Genomic DNA, 11,961 nt, shown 5'->3' with positions numbered 1-11,961 from the left:
AAATGCGCAAAGCCTGAATGGAAACGCACTCGCGCTCTGTTCAAAGCACCACTTTCTGCGTCAGCAACCGTTGTTTTTCAACAGAATCGGCTCAAAGCCGACATTCGCCCGGCCCGCTACTCCAGCCCCTCTTCACCCAGCAGGTGCCGGCCTTGCCGGTCTTCAACCTCGATCACCCAGAGGTCGGGGTCAAAGCTGCGCTGGCGCTGGATGGCATGATCCACATCGCCTTCAAGGCCAGAGGAAAGTTCAACCCATTTCCGTTCACCGCTCATCAGATCAAAGCTGCGTTGGAAGGCGGTGGCCTGCCCGTCGAGCGTGTTGAGCTTGACCAGAACCGCGCCCGCGGTGTCATCGCCATGGGCCACGACAAAGGCGGGGATTTCCTGAAACCGGAGCCGCGCCAGATAGGCGTGCACCCAGAAATCAGCGGTCAGGCGGGTCATGCGTTGCCGTCTTTGAAATCCAGACCCATTTCCGAATAGCGCTCGGATTCCTCAAGCCAGTTGGGCCGGACTTTCACTTGCAGGAACAGGTGGATCTTGCGGTCGAGGAACTCTTCCAGTTCCGCCCGCGCGGCCTGACTGACGGCCTTGATCGTCTCGCCCTTCTTGCCGAGAACGATGCCCTTGTGGCCGTCGCGCATGACATAGATGATCTGATCGATTCTGGCCGAGCCGTCCTTGCGTTCTTCCCAGGTCTCGGTCTCGACCGTCAGTTGGTAGGGCAGTTCCTGATGCAGGCGCAGGGTCAGCTTCTCGCGCGTCATTTCAGCGGCGATCATGCGCAGGGGCAGATCGGCGATCTGATCTTCGGGATACAACCACGGGCCTTCGGGCAATTCGCCCGCCAGCCATTTGCGCAGGTCGTCGACGCCGTGGCCTTTTTCGGCCGAGATCATGAAAGTTTCGGCAAAGGGGTAGCGCGCGTTCAGGTCGCTGGTCAGCGCCAGCAGTTTCTCGGACGGCACCTTGTCGATCTTGTTGATCGCCAGCGCGATGGTGCGGCCCTGCCCGATCTCGGCCAGCCCTTCGAGGATGCGTTCAACCCCTTCGGTGATGCCGCGATGCGCCTCGACCATCAGCACGACGATATCGGCATCGGCGGCCCCGCCCCAGGCGGCAGCGACCATGGCACGGTCCAGACGGCGACGCGGTTTGAACAGGCCCGGCGTGTCCACAAAGACCAGTTGCGCATCGCCTTCCATCGCAACGCCCCGGATACGGGCGCGTGTGGTCTGCACCTTATGGGTCACGATCGAGACCTTTGCCCCGACCATGCGGTTCAGGAGGGTGGATTTGCCTGCGTTGGGCTCTCCGATCAGGGCGATAAATCCGGCGCGTGTGGTCATGTGTCTGGCAATCCTGTCTGCAACTGCGCCCCCCTATAGCAGAAAGGGGCGGCGGGCCAGAGGGATTTGTCGCATTGCGGCCCTGCGTTTGCGGTGGCAGGACAGGCGCAGGTGCCCAGCCAGTTCCAGCCCGGCCGCAAATCCTTTCAATGAGGTTGTCATGAAACGTCGCGAGTTTCTTCTTGGAAGCGGCGCCGCCGCAGGTGCGTTTGGGTTGGGCGGATGGTCGCTGGCGGCAGGTGATGCAGCACAGGAACTGGTGCTGCAACCCGCCAGTTACCGGCTGCGAGAACAGCTTACCGCGGGGATGGTCAGCCTCTCGCCCGATGCGCCGCCGCCGGTTCTGTTTGGGCGACAGGGCGAGCCTATGCGGCTGAGTGTGCGCAATACGCTGCCGGATTACACTTCGATGCACTGGCACGGGCTGCGCATTCGCAACGAGATGGACGGGGTGCCTTACCTGACCCAGATGCCCATCGGCGAGGGTGAGCGCTTTACCTATGAGTTCACGCCACCGGATGCGGGGACCTACTGGTACCACCCCCATTGCATGACGATGGAGCAGATGGCGCGCGGGCTGACCGGCGTGATGGTGATTGCCGAGCCGGACGAGCCGGGGTTCGACAGCGAACAGGTGATCAATCTGCGGGATTTCCGTCTGGACGAGGATGACGCGTTCCTGCCTGCCTATACGGCGCGGGGTGCGGCGCGGGCGGGCACGTTTGGTACAGTGCAGACCGCCAACTGGCAGAGCGAGGCGGTCTATGAGCATGCGGCGGGCAGTCTGGTGCGGCTGCGGGTGGTCAACACGGACACGACCCGCATCTACAAGCTGCATCCCGAGGGGGCCGAGACCCGGATCATCGCGTGGGACGGGCATCCGGTCGAGATCGACCTACCGGTGCCAACGGCGGATGAACCGCTGTTGCTGGGCCCCGGTCAGCGGGTGGATTTTGCCGTCCGGATGCCCGAGGGCGAAGGGCAGACGGCGGACCTGATGGCCAAGTTTCCCGGCCAGCCGCACCGCGCCATGGCGCGCTTGCGGGCTACTGGCACATCAGCGGCGCGCGATCTGAGAGAGCTGCGCCCGCTGCGTGCAAATCCCGTTGCGCGCCCCGATCCGGACCGTGCGGATTTGCATGAGTTCGTCTTTGGCTGGACGCCGGAGGGCGGTGCCCCGAATGACGGGTTCTGCGGCACGCTGGGGTATAGTTTCTGGTCGATCAACCGCAAACCCTGGCCGGGCGATGCGGCGCAGGGCACCGGGCCGCTGGCGGTATTGGAACAGGGCAAAAGCTATGTCCTGCGGTTGCGCAACGAGTCGCCCAACCTGCATCCGATCCACCTGCACGGGCTGGCCTTCGTGCCGCTGCGATCCAACCTGCGCATCCTGCCACCACTGATGACGGACACGATGCTGCTGTTGAAGGATGAGGTGGCGGATATAGCGCTGGTGGCGGACAACCCCGGCGACTGGGCGTTTCATTGCCATGTGATCGAACGTCAGAAAACCGGGCTGACCGGGTTCATCCGGGTGGTTTGAACGATGAAACCCGTCGGCCCGACACCGGACCGGCGGGTTGAACGGATCAGATCACGGGTGACGGCGCAGGATGGGGTTCAGCACGGCCACAAACACGATGCCGTACAAAACGTGTCCGATCAGCGCGACCCATGTGATGCCGACAAAGCTCAGGAACGGCGGCAGACCTGCAAAGGTCGTGACACCTCCGATAGCAAATACCCACAGACCGAAACCATAGATTGCCGAGGCAACAAACATGTGGACCGGGCCCAGAACCTTGACCCAGATTGGCTGGAAAACAAGGAACCAGCCCAAAGGATAGGCAATCAGGCCGACAATGTAGAAATGCACGAAGAAACCCAGAAAAGCGTTGCTGGGAAGGCCCAGACTGGACAGCAAACTCTGCGCCAGACCTTCGGGTGACAGGTTGGCCCAGCCGATGCCTGGGCTGACGACCTGCCCCCAGAAATCGAAGGCCATGGTTGCCACAAACCCGGCAATGAACAGAAAGCCGATATTGACGAGCGAGAGTTTTGCACGTTGCATTGGATTGCCTTTATCCGTTGTTTCTCAAGTGCTTTGACCTGTCGCAGTCAGACTGATGCCAAAGCAGTTAACACCCAGATACATATCTCGGGTCGTGGCGGCTATAGTCTTCAAGTTTGATTGAAACTTGTGACAGGCCGGGCGGCAGCACCGATCAGCTGACCCGATCCAGCAACGCCTTGGCGGCCGCCTGTTCGGCCAGGCGCTTGGAGCCTGCGGTGGCTTGTGCCTCGGTTCCGTCCTGAAGGCGGGCGGCGATTGTGAAGACGGGGGCGTGGTCGGGGCCGCTGCGTTTGACCTCGACATAGCTGGGTGGTTTCTGGCCGCGCGCCTGCGCCCATTCCTGAAGCGCGGTTTTGGCGTCGCGGGCGTCGGCCTCGACCTTGTAGATACGGTCGCCCCAGAGGGCGAGAATGACATCGCGGGCGGCTTCGAACCCGGCGTCGCGGTAGATGGCGGCAATCACCGCCTCCATCGCGTCGCCCAGCAGCGCCTGTTTGCGGCGCCCACCCGAGAGCATCTCGGACCGGCCCAGTTTCAGCACCGCCCCCAGATCGATCTGGCGGGCGACATCTGCGCAGGCCTCTTTCCGGACCAGAGCGTTGAACCGGGGCGCAAGCTGGCCTTCGGAGGCTTTCTTGTCGGCCTCAAGCAGCGCGGTGGCCATGACAAGACCCAGCACCCGGTCGCCCAGAAATTCAAGCCGCTGATTGTCGGGCCGGGTCGACGATGAGACCGAGCCGTGGGTCAGCGCACGCACCAGCAGCTCGGGGTTGGCAAATTCATACCCCAAACGCTGCTGGAAGGCCTTTATCTCGGCTGAGAGCTTCAATTGACCGCCTTGAAGAAGCGATCCCCACGCCAGGTCCAGAAGAACAGCATGGACCGCCCGGCGGACGAGAACATAATCCGGTCGGCGCGACCGATCAGGTTTTCGTAGGGCACATAGCCAACCCCGCCAGCGGATTGCGGCAGGCGGCTGTCAGCCGAGTTGTCGCGGTTGTCGCCCATGAAGAAATAATGGCCCTCGGGCACGGTATAGATGCCGGTATTGTCCGAGCCCTGATTGCCGATATTCAGCACGTCATAGGTGACGCCGTTGGGCAGGGTTTCGATCAGGCGCGACTTTTCACAGGCGCCGCCAACACCGACGGGGCCGTTTTCACAGCGTGGGCGCAGTCGTTGCGGGCCCTGTGGTTCGGCGATTTCGGTGAATATGCCGTCAGGCTGTTGCGGAACCGGTGTGCCGTTGAGGATGATCTGCCCCTCGCGGACCTGAATGCGGTCGCCCGGCAGGCCGATCAGGCGCTTGATATAGTCGCGCCCGCTGACCGGGTGGCGGAAGACAATGACGTCGCCGCGCACGGGATCGCCGCCCCAGATGCGGCTTCCGTCGTCGCCCTGCATCCAGCCACAGAGATCTTCGGCGTCGATATTCAGGCCGACACTGGGGATGATCAGGCTGGGACATGAGGCGTAGGAATAGCCGTAGGCCATCTTGTTGACGAAGAGGAAATCGCCGATCAGCAGCGTCTGCTTCATCGAACCGGACGGAATCCAGAACGGTTGAAAGAAGAGGGTCCGGAACACGCCCGCGATCAGCAGGGCATAGACGATGGTCTTGATCGTTTCCCAGACGCCGCTTCCGGTTTTGGCTTCCTCGGCCATACTGCTCTCTCCAGTTCTCTGTGCTTGGCTTCGCTGCTACATGCGGGGGGGATGGGGTCAAGTCAAGGCTGTGTGACGTGATCTTGCAGGGGACGCGCCTCGATCACGACAAAGGCCTGTGCCCAGGGGTGGTCATCGGTCAGGGTGACGTGGATGATCGCCTCGTGACCTGCGGGGGTCAGCTCGTTCAGGCGTTCGGCGGCCCAGCCGGTGACATGCATCACCGGCTGCCCGGTGCGCAGGTTGGTGACGGCCATGTCCTTCCACGAAATGCCCATGCGCAGGCCGGTGCCGAGCGCCTTGGAACATGCCTCTTTCGCGGCCCAGCGTTTTGCATAAGTGCCTGCGGTATCGGCGCGGCGTTCGGCCTTGCGCTGTTCGGTGTCAGTAAAGACACGGTTGCGGAACCGGTCGCCGAACCGGTCGAGCGTGCCCTGAATGCGGTCGATATTTGCAAGGTCTGTGCCGATGCCGAGGATCATGTGGCTCTCATTTCTCTGGTCGGGCCAATCAACGGCAATTGATGACCACACGCAAGCGGTTGGTTGCCGCATTCCGTGATATACTTTACCGGAATGTTCAATTTTTACGTTGGTGTGGGGGGACGCAATGTCGAAAATTCCGTTCATGGCAATCGCGGTGGCTGGCATTGTCGCAAGCACCGTTTTCCCCGCTTTTGCACAGGATTGCGGAACCGGGGAAACCCCCTGTCAGGTTGGAGAGGTGTCCTATCGGGTGGTTCTGCCGGATGCCGCGCCCAAGCCGCCAGCTGTTATCTATCTGCATGGCTATGGGGCAACGGCGAATTCAGCCGTAAATCTTTCCGGCCTCGCGGCGGCCTTTACCGACCGCGGCATCGCCTTTATCGCGCCGAACGGTCAGGTCGACATTGGCAATCCCAAGGCGCTGGATTGGGGAGTGCATGATGGCTATCGCTGGCCGCGGGATGATCTGGCCGCGCTGGAGCAGATCAAGCAAGACGCCATTGCCCGTTTCGACCTGAACGCCGACCGCATTTTGCTGGCGGGGTATTCACGCGGCGGATCACTGGTTTGGGACAAGGCCTGCACGGATCATTCCTTTGCCTTTGCCTATGCCTCGGCATCAGGGGCCTTTTGGGAGCCGATGTGGCGGCGGTGCAGCGGACCGGTTCACATGCATCATTCGCACGGATTTGCAGACCGGACCGTCCCGCTGGAGGGGCGTTTTGTGACCTTTGGGGACTATGATTTCGAACAGGGTAGCGTTTTGAAATCCATTGAAATTCTGACCAGAACCAATGGATGCGGGCAGATGGCGAACAGCGTTTCAACAGAAGGCGCAACCTGGCGAAAGAAGTGGACCGAGTGTCAGAACGGCTCTGTCACCCTGTCGCTGGGGCCACATGGTCACGGCAGGCAACCCGGTTGGGCAAATGCTGTTGCGGAATGGTTTCTGGAAATCTCGAGCGCGCCCTAGCGCCTCCACCGGCATTTGCCGAAATCAATTTGCCTGCTTTACGACAACCGCACCGTCAAAATCTTGTAACTCGCCAGGCCAAAAAACCCGGCAAAGGCGAAATCGAACCAGCGGCGGGCGCGGCGGTAGGTGCGGACCATGCGGGCGGATGAGAACAGGAACGCATAGCCGATGAAGATCAGCAGCGATCCTGCGTACAGCATGGCGAAATAGCCCAGCAGCATCGGCAGGTTGGCATCGCTCGGCGCGACGATGGCATAGATCGACCCCCAGCTGAGGATTGCCTTGGGGTTGGTCAGGTGGATCGCCGCACCTTTGGCAAAAACCGTGGGCAGCGTGCCGGTGACCGGTTTGCCCAATGCGACCTCATCATCCGAGGTCACCGCGCGTTTCAGGGCCTTCAGCGCCAGCCAGCCCAGATAGGCCACGCCGACATAGCGGATTACCTCGAACAGCCAGACATTAGCCAGCATGACCGCCGACAGGCCCAGCGCCGCGGCAATGCCCCAGGCGGCCGATCCGGCGCAGATGCCAAGGGCAAAGGCCAGCCCGGCGGTACGGCCTTCGGTCATGGCGGTTCCGGCAATGCCCATCGTGGCCGGGCCCGGAGAGCCCCCTGCCATCAGCCAGGCGAACCAGATGGCGATAAAGCCGGAGGTGATCACGCGCGCGCCTCGTCCATCAGGCGGCGCATCTCCCGAATGGCGGGGGTGAGACCCAGAAAGATCGCCTCACCAATCAGGAAATGCCCGATGTTCAGTTCCATGACCTCGGGGAAAGCGGCAACCGGTTTTACGGAGTCGTATGTCAGGCCATGGCCTGCATGGACCTCGAGCCCCAGTGAATGGGCAAAGGTGGACATCTGGCGCAGCGATTCAAGCTCGCGCGCGGCGGCGTCCATACGTCCTTCGGCATGGGCGTCGCAATAGGCACCGGTGTGCAGTTCGATCACCTCGGCACCGATGCGGTGCGCGGCCTCGATCTGACGCTGATCCGCGGCGATGAAGATCGACACGCGGCACCCGGCCTCGCGCAGGGGGGCGATGAAATGGGCCAGCTTGTTTTCCTCGCGCGCGACTTCGAGCCCGCCTTCGGTGGTGCGTTCCTCGCGCTTTTCGGGAACGATACAGACGGCGTGCGGTTTGTGGCGCAGGGCGATTTTCTGCATCTCTTCGGTGGCGGCCATTTCAAAGTTCAGAGGCACCGACAGAACCTCCATCAGCCCGTCGATATCGGCGTCCGAGATATGGCGGCGGTCTTCGCGCAGATGCGCGGTGATGCCGTCGGCGCCGGCCTCCTCTGCCAGCTTGGCGGCGCGCAGCGGGTCAGGATAGGCCCCGCCGCGCGCGTTGCGCACGGTGGCGACATGATCGATATTCACACCCAGACGCAGACGGCTTTCGGACATCATTTGGTTCCTTTTGCAGATTTTCGCCCCGACCTTAGCGATCTTGGCGCGGGACCGGCAGGTGTTTCTTCGGCCCGGCGTTTGATTTCTTCAAACTTTGCCTTGATCTTGGCGCGGCGGCGCAGCTGGTAGGTCAGGATCAGCGGCAGGCTGAGGTAGTAGCAGATGATGCCCGCCACGATACCGGGAATGATGCCGCCAATCATGTAGGGATAGAAAACGTCATCGTAGAACTGACCCAGCCCGTGCCAGTCGGCCACGCGGTCCGTGAACAGGGCAAGAAGATTGTCCTTGAGGTCACCGATGGCGTCGGCAAACTTGCCCATCAGCCCCTGCGTGTCGCCTTCTTCATATTCGGTGCCCAGCAGGAAATGCCCGGTTTGCAGGCAGATCACCCCAATCGGGACATAGGTCAGGGGGTTGCCGAAGAACGTACCGCTGAGCGCGGCCAGAATATTGCCCTTGATCAGCCGCGCACCAATTGCGGCGACCAGAAAGTGCAGCCCATAAAACGGCGTGAAGGATGCGAAAACGCCCGCCCCGATGCCGCGGGCAATCCGGTCAGGGGAATCCGGCAGGCGGCGGACACGGTGTTTGACATAGTGGAAGGCGCGGGTCCATCCGCCACGCGGATAGACGAGTTCCGAAGCGACCTGAACAGGAGAGCGTCGGTCTCGGCGCTTGAATACCACCCGTGATCACCCCTTCTCAGCCAGCCGCGGTCGCGGTTTTGGTCCGGTCCCGATAACGCTCGACCGCTGCAACGTCGCTTTCAGCCTCAAGCATCAGCATCAGCGAATGCAACTGTTCAAGGTCGCGCAGTTCGACATTGATCAGCAGGCGGTAAAAATCCGGTTTGCGGTCCACAAATTCCAAGTTTGAGATATTGGCCTTTTTCTCGCCGATCAATGTGCAAATGCGCCCCAGAACCCCGGCATCGTTGCCGATGGTCAGATCCAGTGTCGCCCCATAGACGGCCGGGTGCGTGCCAGAATGCCAATGCAGATCGACCCAGCGTTCCGGTTCGCTTTCATATTGGCTGAGCTTGTCGCAGTCGATCGCGTGCACCACAACACCCTTGCCCCGGTAGGTGATGCCGACGATCCGTTCGCCCGGCAGCGGCTGGCAGCAGGGCGCGCGGTCGAATTTCTGGCCGGGCTCAAGACCGATCACGGCGCGCCGCAGCGGAATGGCGTCGCCGTCATCCTGAGCCAGTTCTGGATAAACGGCCTGAACCACCTCATGAGCGGTCAGTTCGGCACTGCCCAGACGGGCCAGCAATTCATGCCGGTCTTTCAGGCGCAGGTGCTTGGCGGCGGTATCAAGCGCCTTGTCGGTGGCCTTGCGCCCCACATGGTCAAAGCCCGAGCGCGCCAGTTCCTTGCCCAGCTTGATGAACCGTTCGCGATCCACCTCGCGCAGGGCGCGACGGATGGCGGTACGGGCCTTGCCGGTGACTGCAATCTCAAGCCACGTGACCTGCGGTGTCTGCCCGTCAGCGGTGATGATATCCACGGACTGGCCGTTCTTCATCCGCGTCCAGAGCGGCACACGAATGCCATCGACCTTGGCCCCCACGCAGGCATGGCCGATCCGGGTGTGGATGGCATAGGCGAAATCGATCGGGGTCGCGCCCCGCGGCAGTTTCACCACGTCGCCCTTGGGGGTGAAGCAGAAGACCTGGTCCGAATACATCTCGAGCTTGACGGCTTCGAGGAAATCTTCGTGATCATCCTCGTTGTCAAATTGCTCGGTCAGGTTGGATATCCACTTCGCCGGGTCGACGGCAAAGGGGTTTTCCGTGCGCACCCCGTCCCGGTAGGACCAGTGCGCCGCAACGCCGGTTTCGGCCACATCGTGCATCTGGCGGGTGCGGATCTGAACCTCGACCCGTTTGCCGTCGCGCCCTGAAACCGTGGTATGGATTGAACGGTAGCCGTTCGATTTCGGCTGGCTGATATAGTCCTTGAACCGCCCCGGCACCGCGCGCCAGCGCTGATGGATGGCCCCAAGCGTGCGATAGCAGTCTTCTTCCGTCTGCGTGATGATGCGGAACCCGTAGATATCCGAGAGGCGCGAGAAGCCCTGGTCCTTTTCCTGCATCTTGCGCCAGATCGAATAGGGTTTCTTGGCGCGGCCAAAGACTTCGGCCTCGATGCCTGCCTTTTCCAGCTCGTGGCGCATGTCGCCGGTGATGCGGTGGATCACATCGCCGGTTTCGCGTTGCAGCGTGATAAAGCGACGGATGATCGACTGGCGGCCTTCGGGGTTCAGGACGCGGAACGCGAGGTCTTCGAGCTCCTCGCGCATCCATTGCATCCCCATGCGGCCCGCAAGCGGCGCGTAGATATCCATCGTCTCGCGCGCTTTTTGAACCTGCTTTTCGGGCCGCATCGCCTTGATGGTGCGCATGTTGTGCAGACGGTCGGCCAGCTTGACCAGAATGACCCGCAGGTCCTTGGACATGGCCATGAACAGCTTGCGGAAATTCTCGGCCTGTTTGGTTTCGCGGCTGGACAGTTGCAGGTTGGTCAGCTTGGTGACGCCATCGACCAGCTTGGCGACCTCATCACCGAACAGGTCGGACACCTTGCCGTAATTGGCCTTGGTGTCTTCGATCGTGTCATGCAGCAAAGCCGTAATGATCGTCGCATCATCCAGACGCTGTTCGGTCAGGATGGCGGCAACGGCAACAGGGTGGGTAAAGTAGGGCTCGCCAGAGTGGCGGAATTGCCCTGCATGCATCTGCTGGCCGAACTCATAGGCCAGCGCGAGACGTTCAGCATTCGTCTTGGGATTGTAGTTGCGGACCAGCGCAATCAGATCGTCAGCAGAAATCATCCGGCCCGCACCTTCGTCTTTGGAGCTTACCCCTGCCCTTGAGCCTCCATCAGAGCGCGCAGGAGCTTTTCTTCGGACATGTCGTCCATCGCAGGCTTGTCCGACTCGGCACCCATCAGCAGCGCCATCTGATCTTCTTCCGGCTCATCAACCTCGATCTGGGTCTGGTTGGCCTCGATCAGGCGTTCGCGCAGGGCGTCCGCGCCTTGGGTCTCGTCGGCGATTTCGCGCAGGGACACGACAGGGTTCTTGTCGTTGTCGCGGTCAACGGTAATCGCGGCACCGGCAGAAATCTCGCGCGCCCGATGGGCGGCCAGCATCACCAGTTCGAACCGGTTTGGAACCTTGTCTACGCAATCTTCAACCGTCACGCGGGCCATTGGGCGCTCTCCGTTTCTGAGTCCATGTCAGGAAGAGGTTTATCTAAGCGCGATTCCGCGCCTTGACAAGCAGGAAATGCTGCATTTGCAGGGATCACAGCGGCGTAACCGCTGCAACCTCGGATGGGGGCAGGTCGGCGACCATCTGGGAAACCGTGCGATCAAGCACAGGGTGGCGCCAGTCGGGCACAATATCCGCCATCGGCACAAGCACAAAAGCGCGGTCCTGAAGGCGCGGATGCGGCAGGATCAACTGTTCCGGTGCTTCTTGCCGCTGTGCCTCGGGCGGCAGAGTCAGCCAGCGGTCGAACAGGGCGCGGTCGGGCAGAATCTGATCGCCATAGCACACAAAATCCAGATCCAGCGTCCGCATTCCCCAGCGCTGCACCCGTTCACGACCGAACTGGTGTTCAACCTCGTGCAGTACGCGCAAAAGCTGGGCCGGGGATTTGTCGGTTTCGATCAGCACAGCCGCATTCACGTAGTCCGGACCAGCGCCAGCGGGGAAGCAGGGTGTCGCAAAAAACCGGCTGACAGAGCGAATCACTACGCCCTGTTGCGAAAGTGCGTCAATTGCGCGCTGTAGCGTTACAGCGGGCCCATTTCCTCTCAGATCGAGATTTGCGCCCAATGCCACAACCGCATTTGGCAAAGAATTGTACATATGCTACCCTATATTCGACACATTGCATACTTGCGATAACCGACAAAAGTTCTAATTATAAGCCCACCAGAGTGCGCCATATTATAACTCACACACCCACTCACTCACGTAACGCGGCGC

At 61.3% G+C, this 11,961-nt stretch carries 15 protein-coding genes; 2 read left to right on the top strand and 13 right to left on the bottom strand.

Annotation, left to right across the window (positions count from 1 at the left end):
- Nucleotides 1–116 precede the first annotated feature (116 nt).
- Genes ACR0ID_RS13090 through ACR0ID_RS13080 form a run of 3 tightly spaced genes read right to left on the bottom strand, consistent with a single transcriptional unit; the run spans nt 117 to nt 1,513 of the window.
- On the bottom strand, nt 117–446 hold the full coding sequence (locus tag ACR0ID_RS13090; protein WP_480519481.1) for a DUF1491 family protein: 330 nt from the start codon (nt 444–446) through the stop codon (nt 117–119).
- Entirely contained in the window at nt 443–1,351 is a 909-nt protein-coding gene (era, locus tag ACR0ID_RS13085) for a GTPase Era (RefSeq protein WP_480519479.1), read from the bottom strand. Before era ends, ACR0ID_RS13090 begins: the two co-directional genes overlap by 4 nt.
- Nucleotides 1,352–1,384: 33 nt before the next feature.
- Nucleotides 1,385–1,513, bottom strand: a complete 129-nt coding sequence (locus ACR0ID_RS13080; RefSeq protein WP_480494628.1) for a hypothetical protein — start codon at nt 1,511–1,513, stop codon at nt 1,385–1,387.
- On the opposite strand from ACR0ID_RS13080, the gene ACR0ID_RS13075 reads away from it, so the two are divergent.
- Nucleotides 1,512–2,894 carry a multicopper oxidase family protein gene (locus tag ACR0ID_RS13075; protein ID WP_480606005.1) on the top strand — a complete coding sequence of 461 codons (1,383 nt, stop codon included), beginning with the start codon at nt 1,512–1,514 and terminating at the stop codon, nt 2,892–2,894. The two genes, ACR0ID_RS13080 and ACR0ID_RS13075, sit on opposite strands and share 2 nt — an antisense overlap.
- A gap of 51 nt (nt 2,895–2,945) precedes the next feature.
- Here the strand turns inward: ACR0ID_RS13075 and ACR0ID_RS13070 are convergent, their stop codons facing one another.
- The 4 genes from ACR0ID_RS13070 to acpS all read right to left on the bottom strand — a co-directional run bounded on the left by ACR0ID_RS13070 (nt 2,946) and on the right by acpS (nt 5,572).
- Nucleotides 2,946–3,422 (bottom strand): hypothetical protein, encoded by a 477-nt coding sequence (locus tag ACR0ID_RS13070; protein ID WP_480606003.1) that lies wholly within the window; start codon nt 3,420–3,422, stop codon nt 2,946–2,948.
- Between the two features lie 154 nt (nt 3,423–3,576).
- Nucleotides 3,577–4,254 (bottom strand): ribonuclease III, encoded by a 678-nt coding sequence (rnc, locus tag ACR0ID_RS13065; protein WP_480606002.1) that lies wholly within the window; start codon nt 4,252–4,254, stop codon nt 3,577–3,579.
- On the bottom strand, nt 4,251–5,090 hold the full coding sequence (lepB, locus tag ACR0ID_RS13060; RefSeq protein WP_480473873.1) for a signal peptidase I: 840 nt from the start codon (nt 5,088–5,090) through the stop codon (nt 4,251–4,253). Before lepB ends, rnc begins: the two co-directional genes overlap by 4 nt.
- 62 nt (nt 5,091–5,152) lie before the next feature.
- Nucleotides 5,153–5,572 (bottom strand): holo-ACP synthase, encoded by a 420-nt coding sequence (gene acpS, locus ACR0ID_RS13055; RefSeq protein ID WP_209506227.1) that lies wholly within the window; start codon nt 5,570–5,572, stop codon nt 5,153–5,155.
- A 127-nt stretch (nt 5,573–5,699) separates the two neighbouring features.
- Between acpS and ACR0ID_RS13050 the strand changes: the two genes are divergently transcribed.
- Nucleotides 5,700–6,548 (top strand): CE1 family esterase, encoded by an 849-nt coding sequence (locus tag ACR0ID_RS13050; RefSeq protein WP_480605999.1) that lies wholly within the window; start codon nt 5,700–5,702, stop codon nt 6,546–6,548.
- 38 nt (nt 6,549–6,586) lie between these two features.
- Here the strand turns inward: ACR0ID_RS13050 and ACR0ID_RS13045 are convergent, their stop codons facing one another.
- From ACR0ID_RS13045 to folK, 6 genes are all read right to left on the bottom strand, one after another.
- A complete protein-coding gene (locus ACR0ID_RS13045) occupies nt 6,587–7,213 on the bottom strand; it encodes a LysE family translocator (protein ID WP_480473875.1) in 627 nt (208 codons plus the stop codon).
- On the bottom strand, nt 7,210–7,956 hold the full coding sequence (locus tag ACR0ID_RS13040; RefSeq protein WP_480483761.1) for a pyridoxine 5'-phosphate synthase: 747 nt from the start codon (nt 7,954–7,956) through the stop codon (nt 7,210–7,212). The genes ACR0ID_RS13045 and ACR0ID_RS13040 overlap by 4 nt, the downstream gene beginning before the upstream one ends.
- Nucleotides 7,956–8,648 (bottom strand): DUF2062 domain-containing protein, encoded by a 693-nt coding sequence (locus ACR0ID_RS13035; RefSeq protein WP_480473877.1) that lies wholly within the window; start codon nt 8,646–8,648, stop codon nt 7,956–7,958. Before ACR0ID_RS13035 ends, ACR0ID_RS13040 begins: the two co-directional genes overlap by 1 nt.
- 16 nt (nt 8,649–8,664) lie before the next feature.
- A complete protein-coding gene (locus ACR0ID_RS13030) occupies nt 8,665–10,797 on the bottom strand; it encodes a RelA/SpoT family protein (protein ID WP_480473878.1) in 2,133 nt (710 codons plus the stop codon).
- A gap of 26 nt (nt 10,798–10,823) precedes the next feature.
- On the bottom strand, nt 10,824–11,177 hold the full coding sequence (rpoZ, locus tag ACR0ID_RS13025) for a DNA-directed RNA polymerase subunit omega (protein ID WP_209506215.1): 354 nt from the start codon (nt 11,175–11,177) through the stop codon (nt 10,824–10,826).
- Nucleotides 11,178–11,271: 94 nt separating this feature from the next.
- Nucleotides 11,272–11,841: a 2-amino-4-hydroxy-6-hydroxymethyldihydropteridine diphosphokinase gene (gene folK / locus ACR0ID_RS13020; protein WP_480605996.1), complete on the bottom strand. Its 570-nt coding sequence runs from the start codon at nt 11,839–11,841 to the stop codon at nt 11,272–11,274.
- Between the last annotated feature and the right edge of the window lie 120 nt (nt 11,842–11,961).

Source organism: Ruegeria sp. AL2, assembly GCF_056540845.1.
The sequence above is the reverse complement of the archived record's forward strand: the minus strand, read 5'-3'. Positions and strand labels throughout refer to the sequence as shown.

Coding starts and splice junctions, on each gene's coding strand:
- era (WP_480519479.1), bottom strand. CDS start 1,351: ATGACCACACGCGCCGGATTTATCGCCCTGATCGGAGAGCCCAACGCA.
- ACR0ID_RS13050 (WP_480605999.1), top strand. CDS start 5,700: ATGTCGAAAATTCCGTTCATGGCAATCGCGGTGGCTGGCATTGTCGCA.
- ACR0ID_RS13075 (WP_480606005.1), top strand. CDS start 1,512: ATGAAACGTCGCGAGTTTCTTCTTGGAAGCGGCGCCGCCGCAGGTGCG.
- ACR0ID_RS13080 (WP_480494628.1), bottom strand. CDS start 1,513: ATGACAACCTCATTGAAAGGATTTGCGGCCGGGCTGGAACTGGCTGGG.
- acpS (WP_209506227.1), bottom strand. CDS start 5,572: ATGATCCTCGGCATCGGCACAGACCTTGCAAATATCGACCGCATTCAG.
- folK (WP_480605996.1), bottom strand. CDS start 11,841: ATGTACAATTCTTTGCCAAATGCGGTTGTGGCATTGGGCGCAAATCTC.
- lepB (WP_480473873.1), bottom strand. CDS start 5,090: ATGGCCGAGGAAGCCAAAACCGGAAGCGGCGTCTGGGAAACGATCAAG.
- ACR0ID_RS13030 (WP_480473878.1), bottom strand. CDS start 10,797: ATGATTTCTGCTGACGATCTGATTGCGCTGGTCCGCAACTACAATCCC.
- ACR0ID_RS13090 (WP_480519481.1), bottom strand. CDS start 446: ATGACCCGCCTGACCGCTGATTTCTGGGTGCACGCCTATCTGGCGCGG.
- rpoZ (WP_209506215.1), bottom strand. CDS start 11,177: ATGGCCCGCGTGACGGTTGAAGATTGCGTAGACAAGGTTCCAAACCGG.
- ACR0ID_RS13070 (WP_480606003.1), bottom strand. CDS start 3,422: ATGCAACGTGCAAAACTCTCGCTCGTCAATATCGGCTTTCTGTTCATT.
- ACR0ID_RS13040 (WP_480483761.1), bottom strand. CDS start 7,956: ATGTCCGAAAGCCGTCTGCGTCTGGGTGTGAATATCGATCATGTCGCC.